The sequence below is a fragment of the Brevibacterium renqingii genome, assembly GCF_017808105.1.
In the GTDB taxonomy this organism is placed as follows: Bacteria; Actinomycetota; Actinomycetes; order Actinomycetales; family Brevibacteriaceae; genus Brevibacterium; species Brevibacterium renqingii.
On record NZ_JADBHF010000001.1, the window covers coordinates 85,513 to 112,261 of the forward strand.

Here is a 26,749-nt window from a genome sequence, read left to right on the forward strand (position 1 = left end):
AACTGCGAATCCTGCGCCGAGGCGGCCCACCATTGCGGTGGGTCGCCTCGGCGCTTCTGTGGCCGGTTCCCACTGAGGCCTAGTCATCGAGGATCTCGCGTGCGCCGGCTCCGCCGCGGGGGAAGCGACCGGCCCGTCGGGCGGCCAGGAGGCCCGTGATCGTGAAGGCCAGGGTGGCCGCCAGGACGAGGAGCAGCGGTGCCGTCCATCCGGATGTGGCGGTGTTGAGCCAACCGGCGAACGGCGGGGCCAGAGTGGCGGCCAGGTAGCCGCCGCCCTGCACCCTCGCCGAGGCCGAAGCTGTCTGAGAGTCGCTGCCGGCGGTCCGCGCGATGATCGAGAAGATCGCAGTGAAGCCGCCGCCCTGGGCGATGCCGCCGGTGATCGCCCACAGTCCGTAGGCTCCCGGTGCCAGCAGCAGGCCCACCGGCAGGGACAGCCAGAGGAGGGCGACGATCGCCACGGGCGTCCACGGCTGCGATCTCGCGGCCAGCAGCGGCACACCGAAGGCACCGAGGATCGCCGCGATCTGGAACAGGGAGGCCGTGCTGCCGGCCGCGGCCGGAGCGAGGCCGATCGTGTCGGCCAGATAGCTCGGCAGCCAGGTCGTCGTCACGTAGTAGGCGATCGACTGTCCCGAGAAAGTGACGATGAGCAGGGCGGTGATGCCGCGGAAGGCCGCCGGCGCCTGACTCCAGGGCTGTTTCGCCGCAGGGGCGCTGCCTTCACCGGGAGGTCCTGCCTCCGCCGGAGAAGCGGCTTCCGCTGCCTGCGCGGCCGCGCCTTCGCGGCGCATCCGAGTGCGGATGAGGCCCGACCAGAATCCGAGGCCGATGACGGCGAGCACGCCCCAGATCGCCAGCGCCCAACGCCAGCCGAAGGCCGCCGCCAGCGGCCCGGTGCCGATGAGGGTGCCCATCGATCCGATGTTCATCATCGCCGAGTACAGCCCGGTGACCATCGACACCTGTTCCCAGGGGACTTCGCGGCGGATGATGACGGGCACGACGATATTGCCCAGCGTGATCGCCAGACCGATGATGCCCGTGCCCACGAGCACCAGCCAGGGCGGACCGATCGACCGCAGCACGGTGCCGAGCAGCACCCCGGACAGGCAGGTGAGCACCGTGACCTCGGCGCCGAGGCGAGTGATGAAGCGCCCGGCCAGCGGGGTGGCGAGCGCGAAGAGCAGGACCGGCAGTCCGGTGAGCAGACCGAGCCCGGCCGCGCTGAAGCCCGTCCCTTCCTGGATCCGCGGCAGGATCGCCGTCGGCGCGATGATCGGGGTGCGCAGATTGAGTGCGAGGAAGACGATGCCCAAGACCATCCAGGGCAGCATCCCCCTTGCCGGGGTGCGAGCGCCGATGCTCACATCCTCTCGGGCACGCGGATGCCGAGCACCCCGAGACCGGCTTCGAGGACCTCGAGCACGATCGCGGACAGCCGCAGGCGAGAGTCCCGCAGCCCCTCGGTCTCGGCGATGAGCACGGGGCACTGCTCATAGAACGAGGTGAAGGCCTGGGCGAGGTCGAACAGGTAGGTGCACAGGCGGTGCGGCTGGGAGCCGGCGGCCGCCTCGGCGAGGACATCGGCGAATCCGAGGATCGACAGCGCGAGTTCGCGTTCGGCCGGTTCGCCGAGGCTGATCGGCGCGCTCTTCACCCGATCGGCTGCGATGCCCTCGGCCTCGGCCTTGCGGCCGATGGAGCGGATGCGCGCGCCCGCGTACTGCAGGTAGGGGGCCGTGTTGCCGAAGGGGGCGAGCATGCGGTCGAGGTCGAAGGTGTAGGAGGTGTCGTGGGCGACGGAGAGGTCGGCGTACTTGACCGCACCGATGCCGACGATGCGGGCGACCTCATCGGACTCCTCGGCGGTGAAATCCGCACTGGACTCGGCCAGCGTCGTCTGCGCCCGGGACACTGCCTCCTCGAGCAGTTCGGCCAGGCGCAGCGGGGCACCGGAGCGGGTGCGCAGGATCTTGCCGTCGGATCCGAGCACATTGCCGATCTTCACGTGCTCGGCGCTGACGTTCTCGGGCAGCCAGCCGGCCTCGCGCGCGACGGTGAAGACCATCTCGAAGTGCATGGCCTGCGGGGTGCCGACGACGTAGAGTGCCCGGTCGACGCCGAGGTTCGTCGCCCGGTTGCGGATGGCGGCGAGGTCGGTCGTGGCATAGCCGTAGCCGCCGTCCGACTTGCGGATGATGAGCGGCAGGGGCTCGCCCTCGCGACCGGTGAAGCCTTCGGGGAACACGCACAGGGCTCCGTCGCTGATCCGGGCCAGCCCCTTGGCCTCGAGTTCGTCGCAGACCTCGGCGAGGACGTCGTTGTACGTGCTCTCACCGGCCAGGTCCTCATCACGCAGGGTGACGTCGAGGAGGGAGTAGATGCGGTTGAAGTAGTCGCGTGAGTACCCGACGAGCGTGGTCCACAGCTCCAGGGTCTGCTCGTCGCCGCCCTGGAGGCTGACGACACGGGAGCGGGAGCGGGTGGCGAAGGCCTCGTCGGCGTCGAACTTCGACCGGGCCGCCTGATAGAAGGCATTCGGGTTCTCGGACACCTCGGCCGCGGCCTCGGAGCCGACGCCGACGTCGAGGAGGTGCTCGATGAGCATGCCGAACGGAGTGCCCCAGTCGCCGATGTGGTTCTGGCGGATGACCGTGTTGCCGAGGAACTCGTGGGTACGGGCCAGGGCGTCGCCGACGACGGTGGTGCGCAGGTGGCCGACGTGCATCTCCTTGGCCACGTTCGGGGCCGAGTAGTCGATGGCGATGGTCTGGGGCTCGGTGTTCTCGGGAGCTGTCGCCGCATCGCCGGCTTCGAGGGTGCGGGCGAGGAATTCGGGCGTGAACTTCAGGTTGATGAATCCGGGGCCCGAGATCTCCGGGGGCTGGCAGATGTCAGCCAGGTCCAGGTTCTCGACGATCTTCGCGGCGACGTCGCGCGGCTTCGACTTCAGCTCCTTGGCCAGCGGCAGGGCCACGTTGGCCTGGAAGTCCGCGAACTGGCTGCTTCTGATGACCGGGTCGCGTCGTGCGAAGTCCTCACCGAAGGCGCGGGAGAGGGCGGCGGCGAAACGGACGCTGAGCACGGAAGTCAAAGATGGCATGGGGCCATTCTATTGCCGCGTGCAAGTTGCCTGGGCATCGGTTCTTCGGCTGCGGCCGGGCGGCACCTTTGCTTGTAATGTGGGTCACGTGACTTATCTGCGCTATCCCCACGTCCATGCCGATCTCATCACCTCCATCGCCGACGACGATGTCTGGCTCGTCGACTCCTCCGGAGGCCGTGCCTGGCGGCTGACCTCGGATCATGTGCCGGTCCGCTCGCCGCGGTTCTCGCCGGACGGAGCGCATGTGGCCTTCGTGTCGTTCCGGACCGGCCAGCCCGAGCTCATGGTCGCCGAGGTGGCCACCGGTGCCCTGCGCCGGCTCACCTGGCTGGGGTCGACGACCATGACGATGCTCGGCTGGCAGGACGCCTCCCACGTCCTCGTCGCGGCGAATGCCGGTGAGTTCGAGGTGCGCAGCCATGTCGTGCGGTCCGTCGGTCTCGACGGATCCGTCGAACGCCTCCAGCTCGGTCGTGCCTCGGGCCTGGCCCGGCATCACACGGGCGTGACGGCCCTGACGACGCCGTTCAGCCGGCCGCCCGCCCATTGGAAGCGCTACCGCGGCGGCACCGCGCCGAGGCTGTGGCTCGACCGCGACGGCGCTGACGACGGTTCCGGGGCGAGATGGCAGCGGATGCTGCGCGAGGAGCCTGCTTCGCTGACGGATCCGCTGTGGGTCGGCGATTCGCTCGTGTTCACCTCGGACCGGGCCGCGAGCTTCCCGCACCGGGCCGGAGAGCAGGCGAACCTGTGGATCGTCGACGGTCTGGCGACCTCCCAGGCCTTCGAGCCCCGCCAGCTCACCCATCAGGGCGAGGCCGAGGGCTATGTCCGCGATGCCGCCACCGACGGCACCCGCATCGTGTGGCACAGTCGCGGGCAGATCAAGATCCTCGACAGCCTCGATGCGAGCGTGCGCACCCTCGAGGTGACCCTGCCGGGCACGCAGGTGCAGCCGCTCAGCCTCGATCCGAAGACCGGGATCTCGCGCATCAGCCCGGACCGGGAGGGCAATGCCTCGGTGCTCGAATGGCGCGGCAAGACCTTCTGGCTGGCCCACCGCGAGGGTCCGGCCCGGGCCCTGTGCGCGGACTCGTCGATCCGCACCCGCGAGCCCGTCGTCCTCGGTGCCACCGGGCAGGCGGCCTTCATCACGGATGTCGAGGGTGAGGACGCGATCGAGGTCGCGTCCCTGTCCGGGGACAAGCTGCCTCGGCGGATCGGGGCCGGTGCCCTGGGGCGGGTTCTCGACCTGCAGGCGGACCCGGCGGGGAAGACGCTCGTCACGATCTCCCACGACGGCTCGATCCGCCTCGTCGACGTCGGCAACGGACGCACCCGGCTGGTCGGGCATTCGGGCTTCGGCGAGGCCCGCAGCCCGCGCTTCTCACCCGATGGCAGGTACCTCGTGTGGTCGCAGCCGACGCAGGGCGAGGAGCTGCTGGCCCGGCTGATGATCGTCGATGTGAAGTCCGACCGGCAGGCTCAGCCGCTGACGACGGGCAAGTACAACGACTTCTCGCCGACGTTCACTCGCGATGGGAAGTATCTTGCGTTCCTCTCGGACCGCACTTTCGACCCGGCCTACAACCAGCATTCGTTCGACCTGTCCTTCAACGGCGTCACCCGGCCCTGGCTGCTGCCGCTGACCGCCGACGAAGCAGCCCCCTTCGGCCCGAGCGCCTCCGGCTGGGCGATCGGCGAGGTCGCCGACGATGCGAAGACCGAACGGACGCGGGGCGAGAAGCCCGTGACCACCGCCGAGCTCGAAAACGAGGGAGCCGAGGAGCGGATCCTGCCGTTTCCCGTGTCCTCCGGGGTCTTCCGCGACCTCGAGGCCGTCGAGGGCGGCGTGCTGTGGATGCGCAAGGGAGATGCCGAGGGCGGAGAACTCGGCTCCAAGCATGCCGGCGATGCCGGTGAGAAGCCTGCCGAGGTCATCCAGTTCTTCGATTTCGCCAAACGGAAGCTCACCACCGTCGTCGACGCGGTCGATGACTATGAGGTGTCCGGGGACGGCAAGCTCATCGTCGTGCGCACCGACGATGAGATCACCGTGGTCCCGGCGAACCGGAAGGTCGAGGCCGATGACGATGACAGAGTCATCGTCGATGTCTCCCGACTGCGCTTCGAACTCGATCGGCGGGCCGAATGGCTCCAGATGTTCGAGGAGAACGCCCGGATCATGCGCGACCACTACTGGCGTGAGGACATGAACGGAGTCGACTGGGAGTCCGTGACCCTGCGCTGGCGGGCCGTGGCTGCGAAGGCGCTGACCCACGACGACCTCGTCGACATCCTGTGGGAGACCGTGGGCGAGCTCAACACCTCGCACGCCTATGTCTCCCCGCCCACCGGCCCGGGTGACCAGTCGAAGAAGCTCGGCTTCCTCGGCGCGGATCTGGCCAAGACCGCGCAGGGGTGGACGATCACTCGCATCCTGCCCGGTGAGAGCAGCGAACCGAACGCCAGGTCGCCGCTGCGGCAGGCCGGCGTCGGGGCACAGGCCGGCGATGTCATCGTCGCCGTCGACGGTCAGCCGGTCGACGAGGCGACCGGGCCCGCCGCACATCTGCAGGGTGCCGCGGACAAGATCGTCTCGCTCACTCTGCGCCGGGGCCGTCGCAGGGACCGCACGGTCGCCGTCATCCCCCTGGCGAGTGAGGAGACCCTGCGCTATCAGGACTGGGTGCGCTCACGGCGGGAGTACGTGGCCGAGAAGTCTCAGGGACGCATCGGCTATGTCCACATCCCCGATATGACCTCCTACGGCTGGGCACAGCTGCACCGCGACCTGCGTCAGGCCATGAGCTGCGAAGGCGTCATCGCCGATGTCCGGTTCAACCGGGGTGGGCACACGAGCTCGCTCGTGGCCGAGCGCTTCGCCGATCGGGTCATCGCCTGGAGCGCGGCCCGCAGCTACGATCGGATGATCCCCGACCCGGAGGACGCACCGCGGGGGCCCGTGGTCTTCGTGGCCAATGAGTTCTCCGGCTCCGACGGCGACATCATCAACGCCCGTGTCCAGGCCAGGGGAATCGGCCCGGTCATCGGCGTGCGCACCTGGGGCGGTGTCGTCGGCATCGACGGCCGCTACGAACTCGTCGACGGCACCGAGGTGACCCAGCCCCGCTATGCCTTCTGGCTCGAGGGCAAGGGCTGGGACGTGGAGAACTGCGGCGTGGACCCCGATATCGAGGTCGAGCACGATCCCGGGCAGCTCTTCGCCGAGGACGATCCGCAGCTCGATCGCGCCATCGCCGAGGTGTTCGCCGGCTTGGAGACGACGCCTGCCGCCCAGCCGCCTCAGTTCCCGCCCCCGCGGGTGCAGCCGCTCGGGAAGGGCGAGGCTCCGGCCGAGGACTGACGCTCAGTCCGGGACCAATGCCCACCTCGCGAAGGCGAGCACCACGAAGCCGGCACCGATGAGCGCCCTGCCCTCCGCTCCTGCGTCCATTCTTGCACCGTCGAGACCGGAGGAGGCCTCGATTCAGAACGGCGGTGGGTCGCCGGAATCCCATCTAATGGTGCCGATCCGTGAGCTGGACCAGGGATCGATCGTCTGCTCCGGCCGACGATCTGGACGCCCTGTCACGCGCTTCCGGCCGTGTCGGCCCTTCCGGTTCGGTGCACGCTGCCGGAGCTGTCGCACCGGCGGAGGACCGAGATCCGCGAAGAGTTCGGCGTGCCGAGCGTTGATCGGATCGTCCGGCGGCGCCGCCTCGGTGGTCACACCATGGGAGAATACGTACTCCACCGGCCCGTCCGAGGTCTTCCGGATGCTGAATTTCCTGTCTGTCTTCGCCTGGTGGTGCGGCCGGCACAGAGGGTGGGTGTTCTCGAATGAGGTCTGCCCGCCGGCTGCGGGGCTGTCATGGTCGAAGGGGATGATGTGGTCGACTTCGGACGTCTCCGCATCACGAGTGCAGCCCGGCATGGTGCATCCTCGCCATTTTGCGGTCAATGGCAGTCGCACATCCACGGGGATGCGATAGCTCTGCGCCCGCGCGTCGAGCGGAGTGCCTGTGACTGGGTCCGTCATAATCCGCGTCCAGGTCGAGCACTGCCCGGCGATCGATCGGGCCACAGTGGCGGGGATCGGTGCCCCATCGGAGAATATGCCCGGCAGCTGCGACTGGTCGGCGAGAGTGAGGAACGGCACCGTGACCAGCATCTTCGCCTGTTCCCGGATCCACTGACCGTGCGTGGGCATGACGAGCTTGACGACTGTTGAGGCCTCTGTGCGACCACTGCCGGCTGGCTGATCGACCCGATCGCCGGCTGTCTCACCGGCCGGCGCGGCAGTTGCGGTTGCGGTCCCGGCCGATGCCGCGTCTTCGGCTTCTGCCTGTGCGGCGGCCGCCGCATCGTTGACGAGGCTGACGATCCTGGCCGCGGTCGGAACGCCCTGGTCGGGCAGCTCTAGAGGGATCTCCTTGACCGATGATGTCCCGTTCTCCGTGTCATGGGAAGTGACTTCGATGGTCAGCTGCGGAGTCACACGGGTCGCGATGTCGAACATCAGCGAATCGATGCTGCCGAGAGCGCTCACATCCACGTCGCCGGGGTCTGCCGCGGTGAGGGACGCGATGTTCCCATGCCTGATCGCTCGCGCAAATGCCTCGAGCCGCTGGTGGAACGCCTTGAGCTCCGCAGCGGGACCCGTGAGAGTCACCGAGGCGGTCCCGTCCTCATAGGTCGTGATCGACACCCTGCGGCGCCTCGACGCCAGCGCGGACCTGTCGTCTTCGTCCTGCATGGAAGCGGCCTTCATCGCCAGCGACTTCTTGAAAGTCTCGATCGTGACATCGGCCCGCCGCCTTCCCAGATACTCGTCGAGTTCCGGCAGGTCCTCGAACGGCAGGTCCTTGGCCACCCTGGCAGCCGCGTGCACGTGTTCGATGGTGAATTCTCCGCCCTCGCACCGTTTGAGGAACTGCGGCAGCCCGTGCACGAGGGTGACGGAGATGATGATCCTGCCGAACGTATGAGTGGACGTCGCGCCCAGCAGCGCAGACAGTTCGGCCACGTCCTCGGTCTGAGCCAGTTCGTGCACCCACCTGTCGAACGTCTGTCCGAGTCGGAAGCGAGGAAAGTCCGGCATCGCCCTGATCGCCGTCTCCAGCGCGGCTTCGGCGCCGGTCGTGCCACGCACCGGAACTCCGGTCCCATCCGTTCCGGGCTTCGCACGGACTGCCGCTTCGTCGGCGGCGAGGGCGCGGTCGAGGGTCTGCCTGAACGGGGCGTGCTGAGGGACCTCGCCTCCCTCGGTCGAAGCACAGCTGAGACGCTCGACGACCTCGGCGAGGAAGGCCTTGGCGATGGTCTGAAGCTCGGCGAGCTGCACAGTCGTGCTCAGGCTCAGCACCTTTGCCACCGACGCCATAGGGGAATCGGGAGCGATGGCAAGCCGCCTCGGGGAGTCGGGGCCGATGCTCGACGGACGCTGAACGTAACCGATCTGCCCGGAATCGGGCACCGGCCCAGAAGAGGAAGCATTCGAGGCAGGGTCGAACTCGTCGTCGCCCGGATCCTGCTGATCCTTCATCGGTCCCACCTGCCCTTCACGACGCTGTGAATGCTTTTCCTAATTTTACTTCACATAGGAAATCATTGTCCATAGGGTTTCGCGAATAATTCGAACAATCTGTATCGACACTGCTTACGACAGATCGACCTCGCAGAGCCTGGCACGTTCTCGGCAGAAGAATCCATCGGCTCCGCGGCCGCTCACAGTCCTACACTGGGAGTCCGGCCAGCGAAAGGAGTCAGCGACGATGACAGGGAAGAAGGAATCGGCGAACCGGCACATCCAGGTCCGGCGCATCTACGACGACGCCGAGTCCAGCGATGGGAAGCGCATCCTCGTCGATCGGGTGTGGCCCCGCGGGATCAGCAAGGACAAGGCCGAGCTCGACGAATGGCTCAAGGACATCGCCCCTTCGGACGAGCTGCGGAAGTGGTACTCCCATGATCCGGAGAAGTTCGACGAGTTCGCCCGGCGCTATCGCGAGGAGCTCAAGGACGAGAGCCGCGCCGAGGCGCTCGAACAGCTGAAATCTCTTGTCGGCTCGGGGCCGCTGACCCTGCTCACCGCATCGAAGCGCGACGACATCAGCCAGGCCGCGGTGCTCAAGAAGACCTTGGACAGCGGGAAGCACGGATGAGCACGATCGAACCGGATACCAGGGACTGGGCAGCGGTGCTCGACGAGGGATGCGAGGAGTGCGGTTTCACGGGAAACGAGGATCTGCTCGGGGTCCGGACGACCATCGCCGAGGCGGCCGCCGCCTGGACTCCATCGCTCGGTGCGCCGAACGCCTCCGAACGGATCCGAGAGGACCGCTGGTCGACCGTCGAATACGCCGCCCACCTGAGAGACGTCCTCACAGAGTTCCGCGCTCGCACCCTCCTCATGCTCGCCGAGGAGACTCCCACCCTGCCGAACTTCGACGGGGATGCGGTGGCCGTCGAATCCGACTACCGGAGCCAGAACTCCGCTGACGTGCTCGCCGGTCTCGAGACCGCGGCAGCCGCATACGGGGCGACTCTGGCCGACATCGGCGAGAACCAGTGGAGGAGAACGGGTCTGCGCGCCGACGGTCGTCAGTTCACGATCGCCTCGCTGACCCGCTACGGGCTGCACGAGGTCCAGCACCACCTGCACGACGTCACTTCCCGCGACATCACTGCCTGAGGAGTCGATGCCTCCTCTACTCCCGAACCGTCGAGGTGGCCCGGCTGCGAGCAGCGCGCATCCGCTGATTCCAGCCCAAAGGTGGACACAAGTGTTGTGGAATTGCGCGAGACGATAGTTTGTTACCGAGCACAGATCGTCAATCCGTGAAAGGACGTTCCATGAGCAAATTCGCTGTCACCAATGCCAACACCGGTGAGGTCGAGAAGGAGTTCGACTCCGTTCCCGTCGAGGAGATCCCCGACTACATCGATCGCGCCCATGAGGCATTCCTGTCGTGGAAGGACACGCCGCTGCACGAACGCGCGGCCATCCTGCGCACGTTCGCCGACCTCGTAGACGACAACGCCGATCGGATGACCGACATCATCGGTCGGGAGATGGGCAAGATCAAGAAGCAGGGCTTTGCCGAGGTCGACAAGGTCGCCCGCACGGCTCGCTGGATGGCCGACAACGCCGCCGCGAACCTGGCGCCGACCCACCTCGAAGCGGCCGGAGCCGCCAGCAGCTATGTCGAGCATCAGCCGCTGGGCGTGCTGCTGGGCATCATGCCGTGGAACTTCCCGTACAACCAGATCGCCCGCTTCGTGCTGCCCAACCTCATGGTCGGCAACACCATCATGATGAAGCAGGCCTCGATCTGTCCCGAGTCCTCCCAGCTCTTCGAGGACCTCCTCACCGAGGCGGGCCTGCCGAAGGGCGTGTACCAGAACATCTACCTCGACAGCTCACACGCCGAGGAAGTGCTCAAGGACTTCCGCGTCAAGGGCTTCTCGCTCACCGGTTCCGAAGGTGCCGGCGCCTCGGTCGCCGCGATCGCCGCGAAGTACTACAAGCGCGCCGTCCTCGAACTCGGAGGCAACGATCCGGCTGTCGTCCTCGACTCGCAGGACGTGCCGGCACTGGCACAGAAGCTCGTCGGGCTGCGTCTGGCGAACGCCGGCCAGGTCTGCACTTCGCCGAAGCGCTTCATCGTCGTCGACGATCTCTATGACGAATTCCTCGCTGAGACGATCAAAGCCGTCGAGGCGACGAAGATCTCGACCTTCGACGACCCCGAGGTCGGGATGGGTCCGGTCTCCTCCGAGGCCGCCCGTGACGAGATCGTCGAGCGCATCCAGAAGGCCGTGACCGACGGTGCGACCCTGCACACCGGCGGCGAGAAGCTCGACCGTCCCGGCTGGTTCATGTCGCCTGCCGTGCTGTCCGATATCGATCCGAAGTCGGATCTCGGCTGCAATGAGCTCTTCGGACCTGCCGTCATGGTCTACCGCGCCAAGGACGAAGAGGATGCTCTGCGCCTGGCCAATGACACCGAGTACGGTCTCATGAGCTCGGTGTGGACCGATGACCTCGAGAAGGGACAGGCCTTCGCTTCCAAGGTGAACGCGGGCATGACTCTCATCAACGGCCACATGGAGTCCGGCCCCGAATACCCCTTCGGCGGGATCAACCGCTCCGGCTACGGTCGCGAGAACGCCCAGTGGGCCTTCCAGGCCTTCACGAACGAGCATCTCATCCGCGTGCACGCCTGAGCGGCACCACCGGAAAAGGCCCGGCCGGCAGCGAAATCAACGCTGCCGGCCGGGCCTTTTCCGTCCGGTATCGTGCGATCAGTCGCCCGGTGCCGTCTCGACGGTGTCGACCACCTCGGCGGGGCGATCCTCCTGGTCCTCGGGCTTCTTGATGAAGAAGGCGAGGACGACGGGCACGAGCGCGATGATCGCGGCCAGGAGGAACGCCGCCTGAGCTCCCGGAGCACCGGCGTCGACGACGCTGCGACCTGCGGCCTGCCCCGAGTGGAGCGCGGCGGAGTAGATCGAGATGAGCAGGGCCGTGCCTGCTGCACCCGCCACCTGCTGCAGGGTGTTGAGCGCCGCCGATCCGTGCGAGTACAGATGCCGATCCAGCGAGCCCAGCGAAGCTGTGAACAGCGGCGTGAAAGAGGCCGCGAGACCCACCGACATGCCGGTCTGCACGACGACGAGCACCCAGGTGGGTGTGTCCGGGGTGACGATCGAGTAGGAGAACATCGCCGCTGCGATGAGGATCGTGCCGGGCACGAGCAGGGTCTTCGGGCCCATCGCATCGTAGATGCGACCCATGAGGGGGCCGAGCAGACCCATGAGGACCGACCCGGGCAGGAGCACGAGACCCGACTGGGTGGCGTTGAGACCGGCGACGTCCTGCAGGTAGAGCGGCAGCAGGGAGAAGGTGCCGAACATCGCCAATGCCACCACGGCCATGATGACCACGGCGACGACGTAGTTGCGCGAGCTGAAGACGCGCAGATCGAGCAGCGCTCCGTCCCGTCGCTGCAGGACCAGCTGCCGCCATACGAACAGGGCGAGGACGACCGCACCACCGCCGATCGCGCCCCACGCCAGGCCCGCGGTCGAGGCACCGGTCTCACCACCGGAACCGAACTGGCTGAGCCCGAAGACGATGCCGCCGAAGGCGAACGCCGAGAGCACGATGGAGATGACATCGATGGGGGAATGGGTGGATTCGCCGAGGTTGGTCATCCACTTCGCGCCGAGTGCCAGAGCGATGAGGCCGATGGGCAGAACGATGCCGAAGAGCCAGCGCCAGCCGAGGGTGTCGAGCACGATGCCGGACATCGTCGGACCGATGGCCGGGGCCAGCGAGATGACGAGGCCGACACGGCCCATCATGCGACCGCGCGAATGCGCGGGCACGACATTCATCATCGTGGTCATGAGCAGGGGCATCATGATGCCGGTGCCGCCGGCCTGGACGACGCGGCCGACGAGCAGCACCGCGAAGCCCGGAGACAGCAGGCAGATGAGTGTGCCCGAAGTGAAGAGGATCATAGCGGCCAGGAAGATCTGGCGCGTGGTGAACCGCTGGAGCAGGAATCCGGTGGTCGGGATGACCACGGCCATGGTGAGCATGAAGGCGCTCGTCATCCACTGGCCGAGTTCCGGCGGAATGCCGAGAGAGGCATTGAGCTCGGGGATGGCGATGGCCATCGTCGTCTCATTGAGGATCGCGACGAAGGCGGCTACGAGCAGCAGCCAGATGACCCTCATTCCGGCGGGGTCGATGGTCTCAGGCGGCGCGGACTCTGCGCGTGAGTGTGAGCTGTCGCTGGACAAGGAGGTGCTCCGTTCGAAAGTGGATTGTCATCGCCCCGGCCCGGGCGGCGCGATTGTGACGCTGCGCGCAGCAGCCGACGCTGCACTCAGACAGAGAGATCAACGGAAACCTACGCTAGCCTATTCCGCACTCGCACGGACAGGGGGAGAACCCCACTTCGGCGCATGAGGTTCCGCACGCGGATGAAACGACGAAGGCTCCGAACCGCAGTGGTCCGGAGCCTTCGTCACGAGTGCTGTCTCAAAGCTTCTCGAGTGGAGGTAAGGGGACTCGAACCCCTAACCCTCTGCTTGCAAAGCAGATGCGCTACCAATTGCGCCATACCCCCGTGCGGGTTCTCACCCTCACACCGAGTCGGTGTGCTTGGACCATTCGGCCTGAGCGACTTGGTTCTGCCGCCGCCACCGGAAGAACACTCCCAGTCCCACGACTGTGAGACCGCTGAGAATCCATTTCCTCATGATCCTCCTCGAAAGGTCATCCTGTTGTGACAGGACGTGGGCCTACCTGGACTTGAACCAGGGACCTCTTCGTTATCAGCGAAGCGCTCTAACCGCCTGAGCTATAGGCCCTTATCGGGGTGAACCCGATGTAAAACGATACCGAACCCGGACTGACAAATACAAATCGGATACCAGTGACTCGCCTCACATCTTCCTCCCCGGGGTGCGGGGAGGAAGGCGGTCAGTCGTCTGTCAAAGTCAGATTGAAGCCGCCGGCGATGAGGGAGCCGATGTTGTAGATGAACGCGGCCAGGGTCGACAGCGCGGTCATGAGCACGATGTTGATGACAGCGATGATGAAGCCTGCGGCCACGACACGGCCGAAGCCGAAGATCCCGACGATCCGCTCGGCCGATTCGGCGCCGGCGAGTTCGCTCATGGTCGCTTCGAGCCCGCTCATCACACCGGTCGCCTGGAGCACGATCCACAGCACGATGAAGGCGACGATCGTGGCGATGCCGATGGCCACGGACATGAGGAACGACATCTTCATCACCGACCACGGATCGACCGCAGAGACGGTGAGACGAACGGTGCGCGGGCCTTTCTTCTTCTTGCCCTGACCGCTGTCGACCATGTTCTTCACACCCATCTTCACGCTGCCGGAGCTGGCGCGGACGGTGTTCGCGGCGTTCCCCATCACCGAGGTGGCCGTGCGGTTGCCACCCGACGACCCTGTCGCCTGCGACGAGGTGGAGCCTGCGCCGGCTCCGGAGCCGGAGTTCGGAGTCGACCCGGATTTCGGTCCCGAACCGGTGGTGGGAGCGTGATTGGGCTTCGGCGAAGCCTTCGGTGCGGGAGGAGCGACGACGGTGGCCTTCTGTTCGGCCTGACCCGAACCCTGCGCGGAGCCGGTCGACTCCGCGGGCTTCGACTCGCCGGACTTCGTCTCGTTCTTCGACGATCCTGCCGTCAGACGGGTGGAGCCGCTCGACGTGCGTATGATCTTCCCTGAGCCTGGCTTGTTGCTATCGCTCACTCTTCCACATCCTCGCTGCCGGTCTGAGGCTCGTCGACCTCACCTTCCGGGACTTCGGCATCGTCTTCGTCTTCGACCTCGGCCTCGGGACCGCGGGTCACTGCGATAATACGGTCTTTCTTGCCGGGTTTCGCGAACACCACACCCATGGTGTTGCGTCCCTTCGCCGGAACCTCGTCGATACTCGACCGGACGATCTTGCCCTTCTCCATGACGACGAGGACCTCTTCGCCGTCCTCGACGATGAGCCCACCCACCAAGTCTCCGCGCTGCTCGGTGATCTTCGCAACCCGGATGCCCAGGCCGCCGCGGCCCTGCAGCCGGTATTCGTCGACGGGAGTGCGCTTGGCGTAGCCCGCCTCGGTGACGACGAAGACATAGGTGTCGGGCTGGACGACGTCCATCGTCAGCAGCTCGTCGTCGTCCTTGAACTTCATGCCGGTCACGCCTCCGGTGACGCGGCCGAGGGGACGGATCGAGTCGTCATCGGCGGCGAAGCGGATGGACATGCCCTTGCGCGAGATCATCAGCAGATGGTCCTCGGATCCGACGATCCGGGCCGAGACGAGCTCATCGGGCTGGCCCTTGTACTCACGCAGGTTGATGGCGATGACACCGCCGGTGCGGTTCGAGTCGTATTCGCTCAGCCGCGTCTTCTTCACCACACCCGAGCGGGTGGCGAGGATGAGGAACTCCGCTTCCTCGTAGTCGCGGATGGACAGCACCTTCGCGATCGATTCGCCGGGCTGGAGCGCCAGCAGATTCGCCACATGCTGGCCCTTGGCATCCCGTGAGCCCTCGGGCAGCTCATAGGCCTTGGCCCGGTACACCCGGCCGGTGTTCGTGAAGAACAGCAGCCAGTTGTGGGTCGACGTGACGAAGAACTGCTCGACGACGTCGTCGCCGCGCAGCTGAGCGCCCTTGATGCCCTTGCCGCCGCGGTGCTGGGCCCGGTAGAGGTTCGTCTGGGTCCGCTTCGCATAGCCGCCGCGGGTGATGGTGACGACGACCTCCTCCTCGGGGATGAGGTCCTCCATCGACACGTCCCCGTCGAATCCTGCGAGGATCTTCGTCCGGCGGTCATCGCCGTAGCGCTCGACGATCTCGTCGAGCTCCTCGGAGACGATCTCGCGCTGGCGGGCGGGAGTGGCCAGGATGTGGTTGTACTCGGCGATGAGGGCCTCGATCTTCTCGGCCTCCTCCTGGATCTTCAGACGTTCCAGGGCGGCGAGTCGGCGCAGCTGGAGGTCGAGGATCGCGTTCGCCTGGATCTCGTCGACCTCGAGCAGCTCCATCAGGCCGGTGCGGGCCTCGTCCGAGGACGGGGAACGGCGGATGAGGGCGATGACCTCGTCGAGGGCGTCGAGGGCCTTGAGGTAGCCGCGCAGGATGTGCGCCCGCTCCTCGGCCTTGCGCAGGCGGTACTGCGTGCGCCTGACGATGACCTCGATCTGGTGCTTGACCCACAGGCGCAGGAAGGAGTCGATGCTCAGCGTGCGCGGCACGCTGTCGACGAGCGCGAGCATGTTCGCGGAGAAGTTCTCCTGCAGAGAGGTGTGCTTGTACAGGTTGTTGAGCACGACCTTGGCCACCGCATCGCGTTTGAGCACGATGACCAGACGCTGACCGGTGCGGCCCGAGGACTCGTCGCGCAGATCCGCGATGCCCGCGACCTTGCCGTCCTTGACATAGGAGGCGATCTTCGCGGCCAGGGTGTCAGGATTGACGAGATAGGGCAGCTGGGTGACGACGAGACAGGTCCGGCCCTGGATCTCCTCGACCTCGACGACGGCGCGCTGAGTGATCGACCCGCGTCCGGTGCGGTAGGCGTCCTCGATGCCTTTGCGACCGAGGATCGTCGCGCCCATCGGGAAGTCCGGGCCCTTGATGATACCCAGCAGCGCCTCGAGCGCCTCCTCCTTGCTCGCCTCGGGGTGGGACAGCAGCCACTGCGCACCGGCGGCGACCTCGCGGAGATTGTGCGGGGGGATGTTCGTGGCCATGCCCACAGCGATGCCCGCCGAGCCGTTGACCAGCAGGTTCGGGAATCGCGAGGGCAGAACCACCGGTTCCTGGTTGCGCCCGTCGTAGTTGTCCTGGAAGTCGACGGTGCCCTCTTCGATGTCCCGGACCATCTCCATGGCCAGCGGTGCCATCTTGCACTCGGTATAACGAGGTGCGGCTGCGCCGTCATCGCCCGGGGAGCCGAAGTTGCCCTGGCCGGCGACCAGCGGATAGCGCATTGTCCACGGCTGCACGAGGCGGACCATGGCGTCGTAGATCGCCGTGTCACCATGCGGATGGTACTGGCCCATGACGTCGCCGACGACGCGCGAGCATTTCGAGAAGTTGCGGTCGGGGCGGTAGCCGCCGTCGAACATCGCGTAGAGCACGCGACGGTGGACGGGCTTGAGCCCGTCGCGGATGTCCGGCAGGGCACGACCGACGATGACGCTCATCGCGTAATCGAGGTAGGACCTCTGCATCTCGAGGTTGAGATCAACCTGTTCGATCCGGCTGATTTCTGTTCCGATATCGTTCTCGTCGGCCAATGTGGGCTCTTCCCTTGTGTCTTAACCGTGGCCGGCTGGGTCTCAGCCGGGTGCGGCGGCGATTGGTCAGTTCAAAGAGTGCGGGTTCGAGGCATCCGGTGTGCGATCAGATGTCGAGGAAGCGGACGTCCTTCGCGTTCTCCTGGATGAAGCGGCGGCGGGAATCCACGTCATCGCCCATCAGGACGGTGAAGATCTCGTCAGCGACGATCGCATCGTCGAGGGAGACCTGCTTGAGCAGACGGTGGTCGGGATCCATCGTCGTCTCCCACAGCTCCTCGTAGTTCATCTCGCCCAGGCCCTTGTAGCGCTGGATCGCGAGGTCCTTGGGCAGACGCTTGCCCTCGGCCCGTCCGGTCTCGAGCAGGCCGTCGCGCTCCTTGTCCGTGTAGGCGAACTGGTGCGGAGCGTTCGACCACTTGATGCGGTAGAGCGGCGGAGTCGCGAGGTAGACGTATCCGTGTTCGATGAGCGGCTTCATGTACCTGAAGATCAGGGTCAGCAGCAGAGTGGTGATGTGCTGGCCGTCGACGTCGGCATCGGCCATGAGGACGATCTTGTGATAGCGCAGCTTCTCGAGGTCGAACTCCTCGCCGATGCCGGTGCCGAAGGCCGTGATCATCGCCTGGACCTCGTTGTTGCCCAGCGCCCGGTCGAGGCGGGCCTTCTCGACGTTGAGGATCTTTCCGCGCAGCGGCAGGATCGCCTGGGTGTTCGGATTGCGGCCCTGGGTGGCCGAACCGCCGGCCGAGTCGCCCTCGACGATGAATACCTCGGAGATCGTCGGATCCTTCGACTGGCAGTCCTTGAGCTTGCCCGGCATGCCCGAGGACTCGAGCAGGCCCTTGCGGCGGGTGGCCTCGCGGGCCTTGCGTGCGGCCATCCGCGCTTGGGAGGCCTGCAGGGCCTTGCGCACGACGTCCTTGGCCTGGGCCGGATTCGACTCGAACCAGTGCCCGAGTTCGTCGCGGACCACGCGTTGGACGAAGCCCTTGACCTCGGAGTTGCCGAGCTTGGTCTTCGTCTGGCCCTCGAACTGCGGATCCCCGAGTTTGACCGAGATGACCGCGGTCAGGCCTTCGCGGATGTCGTCGCCGGTGAGGTTCGGATCCTTGTCCCGGAGCAGCTTCTGCTCTTTGGCGTAGCTGTTGACCAGGGAGGTCAGGGCGGTGCGGAAGCCCTCTTCGTGTGTACCGCCCTCGTGGGTGTTGATGACGTTGGCGTAGGTGTGCACGGCTTCGGTGTAGGACGTCGTCCACTGCATCGCGATCTCGAGTGCCAGCGTCTGCTCGCCCTCCTCAGCTTCGAAGACGATGACGTCGGGGTGGACGAGCTCGGCCTTCTTCGTCGAGTTGAGGTACTGGACGTAGTCGAGCAGACCATGCTCGTATTCGTAGGTGACCGACCGCGGCTTCCATTCCTGGTCCTCGTCCTCGTCGATCTGGACGTCATCGTCGTCGACCTCGTTGTGCCGCTCGTCGGTGAGGCTGATCTTCAGTCCCTTGTTGAGGAACGCCATCTGCTGGAACCGCGCACGCAGATACTCATAGGAGAAGTCCGTGGTCTCGAAGATCGTGGAGTCCGGCCAGAAGGTCACCGTCGTCCCGGTCTCCTCGGTCTCCTCACCACGCTGCAGTTCGCCGGTGGGCACGCCGCGGAAGAAGTCCATCGTCCACGTGTAGCCGTCACGCTTGACCTCGACCTCGAGCCGCTCGGACAGGGCGTTGACGACGGTCGAGCCGACACCGTGCAGACCGCCGGCCACGGCATATCCGCCGCCGCCGAATTTGCCGCCGGCGTGGAGGATCGTGAGGATCACCTCGACTGTCGGCTTGTTCTCCGTCGGGTGCATGGCCACGGGCATTCCGCGCCCGTCGTCCTTGACTCGGACGCCGCCATCGGCGAGGATCGTCACCTCGATGTGGTCACAGTAGCCGGCCATCGCCTCGTCGACCGAGTTGTCGACGATCTCCTGCACGAGGTGGTGGAGACCGCGTTCCGAGGTCGAACCGATGTACATGCCGGGTCGCTTCCGGACTGCCTCGAGACCCTCGAGTACCGTGATGTCGCCGGCATCATAATGAGGCTGATCCTCGGTCGTCATGTGACTCCTTGTTCGGATGGTCGCTATCAGCTCCCCATTCTACCGCGCCAGAGGCTGAAATGCCCGTAAGCGGCCTGTGAAGGCGGATTTCCCGAATTTTCACGCCGCAGATGTACCCCCGGGCACGCACGACAGCGGCTGTGGCCGTTTGAGGCCCTCTGCGTTCGTCGCAGAAATCCGCCGAGGCGGCCCCGCGCTCACCCGAATCCGTCCCCGCTCATCCGTATGCGGCCCCTCATCCGAAGGTGTCCCTCGGACCGCGGCCGGCCACCGATCGGCGGCCCCTCTTGAAGCTGCGTCCCTGCGGGCCTCTGATCTCGATCTCCGTGATCGTGCGCGAGCCCAGCCCTTCCTCGAGCCTGCGCAGGATCGTCGGCTTGAGCACGCGCAGCTGGGTCGCCCAGGTCGTCGAGTCCGCAGCGATGACGAGCAGCGGGGGCGAGAAGTCGATCGGGGTGGCGTGCTGGGCGACCTGGGGACCGACTAGATCGGGCCATCGCCCGAGCACCTTGCCGATGTCGAGTGAGGACGACCAGCCGCGGTCGGAGATGAGCGAACCGAGCACCGAGGAGACCGACTTCGGATCCCGGCCGTCCCGGCCGGAGCCGGAGTAGACGACTTCACCGCGCAGACGGGACCGCCGCCTGCTGCGGACGAACTTCGCTTCCGTGACCTCCATGCGGCGGACCCGATCGAGTGCTTCGAGGGCGGCGACCGGAGTGGAGAAGTCTCTGGCGATGCCGCTCATGATCCGGGCCCGCCCAGGAGCGTGGCCTCGTCGATCCGCGTCCCTTCGAGACCCTCGGGCAGGTCCGAGTCGACCGCGGCGGTGATGAAGACCTGCTCCGCGGCGGTGATCCGGGACGCCAACCGGCTGCGCCTGCCCGTGTCGAGCTCGGCGAAGACGTCATCGAGGACGAGGACGGGCTGTTCCGCGGCCGACCCTGCATCGGCCGACAGCAGATCCCAGCCGGCCAGCTGCATCGCCAGGGCCAGCGACCAGGTCTCCCCGTGGGAGGCATATCCCTTGGCCGGATGGCTTCCGATGGTGAGCGAGAGATCGTCGCGGCCCGGACCGTGCAGAGTCAGTCCGCGTTCGATCTCCGCAGTCCGGCGCCGGTCGAGGGCTGCGAGCAGCAGCTCCCGGCACTCGGCGGCGGATTCGGCCTGCGCATAGTCGATGCGCGAATCGTATGCGATGTGCGCTCCCTGCCGTTCGAGCCGGGCATCGGCGGCGATGAAGGCGAAGTTCTCCTGCAGCGGCCCGGCGATATCGGCGAGGATCCGCTGCCGGCCGAAGACGAGTTCGGCCGCGGCGTCCGCATAGGCCATGTTCCAGATGTCGAGGGTCGCCTCGAGGCCGGTATCGCGCTCCTCGCGCAGACGCTTGAGCAGGGCGTTGCGCTGCTTGAGTGCGCGTTCGAAGTCCGTGATCACCGAGGAGTAGCGCGGATTGCGGGCCACGACGAGGGTGTCGATCCATGATCGGCGCTCGGCCGGTTCACCTCGGACGAGGCTGAGATCCTCGGGCGCGAAGATGACGCAGGAGACGAGACCGAGAATGTCCTTGAGCTTGACCGCGTTCCGATTGACCCGAGCCCGGTTGGCCCCTTTGGCCTGGATGGTCACCTCGACCGTCGCATGCCGCTGATCCCGATTGACCAGGGCGGATACGGTCGCCGTCGAAGCGCCCTCGTGCACGAGCGGGGCGTCGAAGGCCACTCTGTGGGAACGCTGGTGGGCGAGATATCCGATCGCCTCGACGATATTGGTCTTTCCCGTCCCGTTGTCGGCCACGAATGTGGTGACCCCGGGAGCGAACTCGAGATCGAGCTCCGGATAGGACCGAAAGTCACGCAGGGAGAGTCGGGATATCCACATTCAGATGCGCGTGGGCATGAGCAGGTAGCGATACGACTCGTCGGCGGGGGCGTCGAGTTCCTTCTGCCCGGCGATGATGACCGGCTTCATCGGCTGCGTGAAGGAGAAGTTCACATAGGGGCTCTCGACTGCGGCGAGCCCCTCGGCGATGTAGTGAGGGTTGAATCCCACGGTGATCTCCTCGCCCTGGAGGGTCGCCTCGACGGCCTCGGAGGCCTGCGCATCGTCACCGGTCCCGGCGTGCAGGGTGAGCAGGCCGTCGGTGACCTCGAAGCGCAGCGGGGTGTTGCGTTCGGCCACGAGCGAGACGCGGCGCACGGCTTCGCGCAGCACTGCGGTCTCGACGATCGCGTGGATCGGCACCGAGTCGGGGAACAGCGAACGGACCTTCGGGTATTCGCCCTCGACGAGCAGGGAGGTCGTCACCCGGCCGGCCGAGGTGAACGAGATGAGGTCCTTGCCCGCATCGGTGCTCAGGCCGATGGTGACGTCGCCGCCGAGTGACTTCGAGACGTCGGACAGTGTGCGTCCGCGCAGCAGCGCCACGGCGGAGACGTCCGGGCGACCCGGATTCCATGTGAATTCGCGAACGGCGAGACGGTAGCGGTCGGTGGCGAGCAGGGTGACCTTCTCACCCTCGATCTCGACGCGGACACTGGTCAGGATCGGCAGCGTATCGTCCTTCGAGGTCGCGATCGTGACCTGGGAGACGGCGTTCTGGAACTCACCGGCGGAAACGGTGCCGGAGTCCTCCGGCACCTGCGGCAGCGCCGGGTATTCGGCCACCGGCATGGTCATGAGCGAGAACCGGGAGGATCCGCAGGTGACGTCGACCTTCGAGTCGATCTGCTCGAGAGTGACGTCCTGGTTGGGCAGAGCCTTGGAGATGTCGGCGAGCAGCCGGCCGGAGACGAGGACGGTGCCGGCGGAGGCGACATCAGCGGCGATCTCCACGCGGGAGGAGACCTCGTAGTCGAAGACGGCCAGACGCACGGTGCCGCTGGATTCGGCGGTGATGAGGATGCCGGTGAGGACCGGAGCGGAAGGGCGGTTGGGCAGAGTCTTGGTTGCCCAGGTCACCGCGTCGGCGAGAACGTCGCGATTGACTTTGAACTTCAAGGGGGATGCTTCCGCGTTCACTTTACTCCTTCGGGGTGGCCTCCCGACCTACTCAAGGCATCTGGCACAAGACTCCGGGTTTGCGAGGCACTGGCTCGATACTGCTCGGAAAACTTTACACAGCCTATCGGATTTCTGCCCACCTCAGCAGTGCGCAGCGAAAAGCGGGTGACGACGGGCAGATCTCGGATTCGAGAATCGCCCGAGATGCTGTGTTCGAATACTCTCCGTCTCGTCAACACCTCAGCTGACCGAGTCCCGTGCGCCCTCCGCACCGAGCGAAGCAGTCGATGGCGGTCGCCCTCTTGAGAGTTGAATTCACTTGGCAGAAGTATCAGCACCTGTGGATATTGTGGACAAGTGCTGTCTACCCCTGAGTAATCAAGGGATGAAGCGGCTCACGTGCATGTGGATGCGCTGTGCACCGCGACGGGGGCCGCGGTGGGCGCTTGGGTAAACACAAGCATGTAGTTCACATCCTTCCACCCGATAAGCAGCTCTGTCCACCGCTTCGTCCCCAGCTGTGAGCGACTGTCCCCAGGGTTATCCACAGATGTGCATGACGTGTTCTATAGGCGGTGCTGTTGTTTAATGCGGTTTGTGAGTTCGGTGACCTGTGTGTAGACGGCCCGTCGTTCGGCCATCTGAGTTCGAATCTTCTTATTCGCATGCATCACGGTCGTGTGATCGCGTCCGCCGAAGGCCTGACCGATCTTCGGCAGGGACAGATCAGTGAGTTCGCGGCACAGATACATCGCGATCTGCCGGGCCGTGGTCAGGGTGCGGGATCGGGAGGTTCCGCACAGGTCGTCGAGGGTGAGACTGAAGTAGGCGGCGGTCTGTCCCATGATGTCGGCGGCGGTCACGGCAGGGGTGTCGTCCTGCGTGATGAAGTCCTTGAGCACGGTCTCGGCCAGGGAGGCGTCGATCTGCTGATCATTGAGGTTCGCGAAGGCGGTGACGCGGATGAGGGCGCCTTCGAGCTCCCGGATGTTCGAGGACACACGGGAGGCGATGTACTCGAGCACATCGTCGGGGACGTCGAGGTGTTCGGCCGCGGCCTTGCGACGCAGGATCGCGAAACGGGTCTCCATGTCCGGCGGCTGCACGTCCGTGAGCAGACCCCACTCGAAGCGCGAACGCAGCCGCTCCTCGAAGCCCTTGAGCATCTTGGGCGGCTGGTCGGAGGTGATGACGACCTGTTTGGCTTCGTTGTGCAGGGCGTTGAAGGTGTGGAAGAACTCCTCGACGGTCGCGTCCTTGCCCTGGAGGAACTGGATGTCGTCGATCATGAGGATGTCGACCTCGCGGTAGCGGCGCTGGAAGGCCGGCCGGAGCGCGTTGGAAGTCTTTGAGGAGCCGATCGTATTGATGAAGTCGTTGACGAACTCTTCGCTCGAGACGTATTTGACTCGGATCTCTGGGAACAGCTGCGTGGCGTAGTAGCCGATCGCATGCAGCAGGTGGGTCTTGCCCAGCCCCGAATCACCGTAGATGAACAGAGGATTGTAGGCCTTGGCCGGGGCCTCGGCGACCGCGAACGCGGCGGCATGGGCGAAGCGGTTCGAGGCGCCGATGACGAAGGTGTCGAAGGTGTACTTCGGGTTGAGCTGAGCTACGCCCGGGGCATCGACCGGCGGGACCATGGGGGCGGCGGTCGCCTCGGCGATCTTGAGTTCGCGTTCGGTCATCCGCGAGGTGGCCGGAGCACTCGGCGACGGGGCGGCAGCCGGTGACGGAGCGTACGCCTGCGCCGGTTGCGTCGGCGCGGAGCCGGGGACGGGATGACCGGAATGATCGGTCGGGGCCGAGTCAGTCAGCGGCGCCGCCTCGGTGCGGGGCGGTTCCGTGCGCGGCTGGGGTGCGCTCGGTTGGTCTGCGCCCGGCTGCTGGGGCATCGGGGGCTGCGAATGCAGCTGATGTGCTGCCGTCGGCGCTCCCGTCGTCGAGGTGGAGGTGACGGGATCGATGGGCACCTGCGGTCCCGGGGTCGATTCCCCGATGAGGTCCTCGAAGCGGATGGGCACGTCGAGTTCGGGATCGACGACGAAGCCGAAGGTCACGTCGAAACCGAGCACCTTTGAGAACTCCCTGGTCAGCGGTCCGAGCAGTCGCGTCTCGATGGTGCGGCGAGTATGCTCGTCCCGCACAGCCAGGAGGACGAGGGCATTGTCCACGAGCGCCTTGGGCACGGCCAGGGAGAGGAATCCCTTCTGATGGGCCGTGAGTTCCGGGTCCTGATCCAGGGTTGAGACCACCGTGCGCCAGCGGCTGATGAGCTCATTCTTGGAGTTCGACACCGTCACTTCTCCTCAACTTCCATAAAATTCGTTCTCGGTGCGATCCACACCTGTGCATGACTTCCACATAGTTTTCCACAGTTTGTGGACTCATGCCGACTCGGCCCTGCAATTCTCCACACTCGTGGATAAGCTTGTGGAAAACTACATGGGTGTGACTTGTGGACGAGCCTGGGTATCGCGGCGGTGAGGAACGGCGGATTTCGTGCGGTGGACCGAGGTGGACTTCGGGAGGAAGTGACGCGGAACATGGCGACCGCGTTTGACCGCCAGGATTCGCGCTCGCTATGATTGAGTGTCCTGTGTACCGGGCTTCATCCGATTATCCTGATCATCTTTTGGCTCTCATGCACAGGAGTGCTCGGCGGTCGAGACTCTCACCGCCGTTTTTTGTGAGAACGCACCGGCGTTCACCCGCAACCTAGAAATCGGAGACTGAAGTGAGCAAGCGTACATTCCAGCCCAACAATCGCAAGCGCGCCAAGAAGCACGGCTTCCGTCTGCGTATGCGCACCCGTGCGGGCCGCTCGATCCTGGCCGCACGTCGTCGCAAGGGACGTTCCGAAGTTTCGGCCTGAGTGTGCTCAGCGCGGCACACCGGATCCGCAGCGGCGAAGACTTCCGACGAGTCTTCAGAGCCGGAGTCCGGGTGCGCTCAGAGCATCTCATGGCACACAGCCTGAGAGACACCGATGATGCCCACGCCACTCGCGTGGGTTTCATCGTATCCAAGGCCGTCGGCAATGCCGTAGTGCGCAATCGCACCAAGCGGCGTCTGCGTGAGATCATGCGCGTCCGTCTGGATGAGCTGAGCGCGGGTGAGCTCTTCGTCGTCCGCGCCCTGCCGCATGCGGCCGAAGCGGATTTCTCGTCCCTCGAGGCCGAGGTCGACGAACTGCTCGTCAAGGCCAGGAGGAAGTTGGACCGTCGTGGACGCCGAGCATGATCTCAGACATATCTCTGAGGTGCCCCGCCGTCCCGGAGGCTTCTGGCCCACACTCGGCTGGATCTTGAGGATCGGGCCCAGGATGCCCTTCGTGTGGTTCATCCGGGCCTACCGCCTCGTCGTCTCTCCGCTCTACGGTCAGGTGTGCCGCTACTATCCCAGCTGCTCCATGTACGGCCTCGAAGCCTTCGAGATTCACGGAGTTCTCAAGGGGATGGTGTTAACTGGGTGGCGCATACTGCGATGCAACCCTCTGTCCCACGGCGGCGTCGACCATGTGCCGGGTTCGGCGCGGGAGGCCAGATCGAAAACCATCCACCGCGACGAGGGCCGCAGCTGAATGCTTCCGGACACGCAGTCCCCGCCGAAGAGCGGATCAGCGGACTTCTTCGGGGCACCGGCGTCGTGTCGCGAAGACCTGTGAACAATGGCAAAATGAACGATCGTGAAGAATCGTTGTAACGAGGAGAACTGAATGGGATTGATGGACAAGCTGCTCTACCCGCTGCAGTGGGTAGTTGCTTGGATCCTCGCGATCTTCCACGAGATCTTTACCGCCATCGGCCTGCCCGCCGACAACGGTTGGACCTGGGTGCTGTCGATTGCCGGACTGACCGTGGTCATCCGTGCTCTGCTGATCCCTCTCTTCGTGTACCAGATCAAGTCGCAGCGCAAGATGCAGCTGCTCCAGCCGGAGATCCAGCGCCTGCAGGCGAAGTACAAGGGCAAGAAGGACCAGTACTCCCGCCAGGCGATGGCCGAGGAGCAGATGGCGCTGTTCCGCGACAACAAGACGAGTCCGTGGGCCTCCTGCCTGCCGCTGCTCGTGCAGATGCCGATCTTCTTCTCCCTCTTCCGCGTCATCCGGAATATGCCGCAGGTCGCCGATGGGTCGATGAGTGCCATCGGCGGTTTCACGAGGGACCTTGCGGTGCAGGCGGAGCAGTCCTCGGTCTTCGGCATCCATCTGTCCGCGGTCTTCACCGACCCGGGAATCGGTGTCAAGTTCCTCACTGGTGTCCTCATCGTCATCATGGCCGGCACCATGTTCATCACGCAGAAGCAGATGATGGCGAAGAACATGTCGGAGGCCGCGATGGCCAACCCGATGATGCAGTCGCAGAAGATGCTGCTCTACGTCATGCCGCTCGTATTCGGCTTCGGCGGCATCTACTTCCCGCTCGGTGTCCTCATCTACTGGCTGGTCTCGAACACTTGGACCATGGCTCAGCAGCACATGGTCATCCGCAATATGCCCGCTCCCGGCTCCAAGGCCGAGAAGGAGATGCTTGAGCGCAAGGCTCGCAAGGGCAAGCCCGTGAAACAGGACGAGGTCAAGGGACAGACTGTCGCCGAGGAGGCCCCGAAGAAGACCGGCCAACGGCAGCAGCCCGTGAGCAAGAACCGCAAGAAGAACAAGAAGCGCTGAGGACGATC

Annotated in this window: 19 protein-coding genes and 2 tRNA genes; 8 read left to right on the forward strand and 13 right to left on the reverse strand. The window is 65.6% G+C overall.

Annotated elements, in window-relative coordinates; genetic code table 11:
• Positions 1-79: 79 nt before the first annotated feature.
• Positions 80-1,372, reverse strand: a complete 1,293-nt coding sequence (locus IHE57_RS00385; protein WP_366933807.1) for an MFS transporter — start codon at positions 1,370-1,372, stop codon at positions 80-82.
• Positions 1,369-3,108, reverse strand: coding sequence for an arginine--tRNA ligase (argS, locus tag IHE57_RS00390; protein WP_209370049.1), 1,740 nt, complete (start codon positions 3,106-3,108; stop codon positions 1,369-1,371). Before argS ends, IHE57_RS00385 begins: the two co-directional genes overlap by 4 nt.
• Positions 3,109-3,196: 88 nt before the next feature.
• Here argS and IHE57_RS00395 point away from each other — a divergent pair, with 88 nt between their 5' ends.
• Positions 3,197-6,478, forward strand: coding sequence for a S41 family peptidase (locus IHE57_RS00395; protein ID WP_366933808.1), 3,282 nt, complete (start codon positions 3,197-3,199; stop codon positions 6,476-6,478).
• A 123-nt stretch (positions 6,479-6,601) separates the two neighbouring features.
• Here IHE57_RS00395 and IHE57_RS00400 read toward each other — a convergent pair whose 3' ends face one another.
• Positions 6,602-8,659, reverse strand: coding sequence for an HNH endonuclease signature motif containing protein (locus tag IHE57_RS00400; protein ID WP_209370053.1), 2,058 nt, complete (start codon positions 8,657-8,659; stop codon positions 6,602-6,604).
• A 229-nt stretch (positions 8,660-8,888) separates the two neighbouring features.
• Between IHE57_RS00400 and IHE57_RS00405 the strand changes: the two genes are divergently transcribed.
• From IHE57_RS00405 to IHE57_RS00415, 3 genes are all read left to right on the forward strand, one after another.
• On the forward strand, positions 8,889-9,278 hold the full coding sequence (locus IHE57_RS00405) for a DUF488 domain-containing protein (protein ID WP_209370054.1): 390 nt from the start codon (positions 8,889-8,891) through the stop codon (positions 9,276-9,278).
• A complete protein-coding gene (locus IHE57_RS00410) occupies positions 9,275-9,808 on the forward strand; it encodes a DinB family protein (protein ID WP_209370056.1) in 534 nt (177 codons plus the stop codon). Before IHE57_RS00405 ends, IHE57_RS00410 begins: the two co-directional genes overlap by 4 nt.
• A 161-nt stretch (positions 9,809-9,969) precedes the next feature.
• Positions 9,970-11,343, forward strand: coding sequence for an NAD-dependent succinate-semialdehyde dehydrogenase (locus tag IHE57_RS00415; RefSeq protein WP_209370058.1), 1,374 nt, complete (start codon positions 9,970-9,972; stop codon positions 11,341-11,343).
• A 78-nt stretch (positions 11,344-11,421) separates the two neighbouring features.
• Here IHE57_RS00415 and IHE57_RS00420 read toward each other — a convergent pair whose 3' ends face one another.
• The 10 genes from IHE57_RS00420 to dnaA form a co-directional block, all read right to left on the reverse strand.
• Entirely contained in the window at positions 11,422-12,861 is a 1,440-nt protein-coding gene (locus tag IHE57_RS00420; RefSeq protein WP_209370546.1) for an MDR family MFS transporter, read from the reverse strand.
• A gap of 322 nt (positions 12,862-13,183) precedes the next feature.
• A tRNA-Ala gene (locus IHE57_RS00425) sits at positions 13,184-13,256 on the reverse strand.
• A 170-nt stretch (positions 13,257-13,426) separates the two neighbouring features.
• A tRNA-Ile gene (locus IHE57_RS00430) sits at positions 13,427-13,500 on the reverse strand.
• A 112-nt stretch (positions 13,501-13,612) separates the two neighbouring features.
• Positions 13,613-14,410, reverse strand: a complete 798-nt coding sequence (locus IHE57_RS16630; protein WP_343071823.1) for a DUF3566 domain-containing protein — start codon at positions 14,408-14,410, stop codon at positions 13,613-13,615.
• Positions 14,407-16,962: a DNA gyrase subunit A gene (gene gyrA / locus IHE57_RS00440; protein ID WP_209370060.1), complete on the reverse strand. Its 2,556-nt coding sequence runs from the start codon at positions 16,960-16,962 to the stop codon at positions 14,407-14,409. The genes IHE57_RS16630 and gyrA overlap by 4 nt, the downstream gene beginning before the upstream one ends.
• Positions 16,963-17,068: 106 nt before the next feature.
• A complete protein-coding gene (gene gyrB, locus IHE57_RS00445; protein WP_209370062.1) occupies positions 17,069-19,066 on the reverse strand; it encodes a DNA topoisomerase (ATP-hydrolyzing) subunit B in 1,998 nt (665 codons plus the stop codon).
• A 235-nt stretch (positions 19,067-19,301) separates the two neighbouring features.
• Positions 19,302-19,814 carry a DciA family protein gene (locus tag IHE57_RS00450; RefSeq protein WP_209324450.1) on the reverse strand — a complete coding sequence of 171 codons (513 nt, stop codon included), beginning with the start codon at positions 19,812-19,814 and terminating at the stop codon, positions 19,302-19,304.
• Complete coding sequence (gene recF / locus IHE57_RS00455; protein WP_209324449.1) at positions 19,811-20,947, reverse strand: DNA replication/repair protein RecF; 1,137 nt, start codon at positions 20,945-20,947, stop codon at positions 19,811-19,813. The genes IHE57_RS00450 and recF overlap by 4 nt, the downstream gene beginning before the upstream one ends.
• Positions 20,948-22,087, reverse strand: a complete 1,140-nt coding sequence (gene dnaN / locus IHE57_RS00460) for a DNA polymerase III subunit beta (protein WP_209370064.1) — start codon at positions 22,085-22,087, stop codon at positions 20,948-20,950.
• A 548-nt stretch (positions 22,088-22,635) separates the two neighbouring features.
• A complete protein-coding gene (gene dnaA, locus IHE57_RS00465) occupies positions 22,636-24,366 on the reverse strand; it encodes a chromosomal replication initiator protein DnaA (protein ID WP_209324447.1) in 1,731 nt (576 codons plus the stop codon).
• A gap of 440 nt (positions 24,367-24,806) precedes the next feature.
• Here dnaA and rpmH point away from each other — a divergent pair, with 440 nt between their 5' ends.
• The 4 genes from rpmH to yidC all read left to right on the forward strand — a co-directional run bounded on the left by rpmH (position 24,807) and on the right by yidC (position 26,741).
• Positions 24,807-24,944 carry a 50S ribosomal protein L34 gene (rpmH, locus tag IHE57_RS00470; RefSeq protein WP_166975345.1) on the forward strand — a complete coding sequence of 46 codons (138 nt, stop codon included), beginning with the start codon at positions 24,807-24,809 and terminating at the stop codon, positions 24,942-24,944.
• A 2-nt stretch (positions 24,945-24,946) separates the two neighbouring features.
• Positions 24,947-25,312 (forward strand): ribonuclease P protein component, encoded by a 366-nt coding sequence (gene rnpA, locus IHE57_RS00475; protein ID WP_209324446.1) that lies wholly within the window; start codon positions 24,947-24,949, stop codon positions 25,310-25,312.
• Complete coding sequence (gene yidD / locus IHE57_RS16230) at positions 25,296-25,652, forward strand: membrane protein insertion efficiency factor YidD (RefSeq protein WP_366933809.1); 357 nt, start codon at positions 25,296-25,298, stop codon at positions 25,650-25,652. The genes rnpA and yidD overlap by 17 nt, the downstream gene beginning before the upstream one ends.
• A gap of 135 nt (positions 25,653-25,787) precedes the next feature.
• Positions 25,788-26,741: a membrane protein insertase YidC gene (gene yidC, locus IHE57_RS00485; protein WP_209324444.1), complete on the forward strand. Its 954-nt coding sequence runs from the start codon at positions 25,788-25,790 to the stop codon at positions 26,739-26,741.
• Positions 26,742-26,749: the final 8 nt, after the last annotated feature.

Bases quoted from the DNA above. Each gene is read 5' to 3' on its own strand.
- argS (WP_209370049.1), bottom strand. From the start codon at position 3,108: ATGCCATCTTTGACTTCCGTGCTCAGCGTCCGTTTCGCCGCCGCCCTC.
- IHE57_RS00400 (WP_209370053.1), bottom strand. From the start codon at position 8,659: ATGAAGGATCAGCAGGATCCGGGCGACGACGAGTTCGACCCTGCCTCG.
- IHE57_RS00405 (WP_209370054.1), top strand. From the start codon at position 8,889: ATGACAGGGAAGAAGGAATCGGCGAACCGGCACATCCAGGTCCGGCGC.
- IHE57_RS00410 (WP_209370056.1), top strand. From the start codon at position 9,275: ATGAGCACGATCGAACCGGATACCAGGGACTGGGCAGCGGTGCTCGAC.
- IHE57_RS00415 (WP_209370058.1), top strand. From the start codon at position 9,970: ATGAGCAAATTCGCTGTCACCAATGCCAACACCGGTGAGGTCGAGAAG.
- IHE57_RS00420 (WP_209370546.1), bottom strand. From the start codon at position 12,861: ATGAGGGTCATCTGGCTGCTGCTCGTAGCCGCCTTCGTCGCGATCCTC.
- gyrB (WP_209370062.1), bottom strand. From the start codon at position 19,066: ATGACGACCGAGGATCAGCCTCATTATGATGCCGGCGACATCACGGTA.
- IHE57_RS00450 (WP_209324450.1), bottom strand. From the start codon at position 19,814: ATGAGCGGCATCGCCAGAGACTTCTCCACTCCGGTCGCCGCCCTCGAA.
- recF (WP_209324449.1), bottom strand. From the start codon at position 20,947: ATGTGGATATCCCGACTCTCCCTGCGTGACTTTCGGTCCTATCCGGAG.
- yidC (WP_209324444.1), top strand. From the start codon at position 25,788: ATGGGATTGATGGACAAGCTGCTCTACCCGCTGCAGTGGGTAGTTGCT.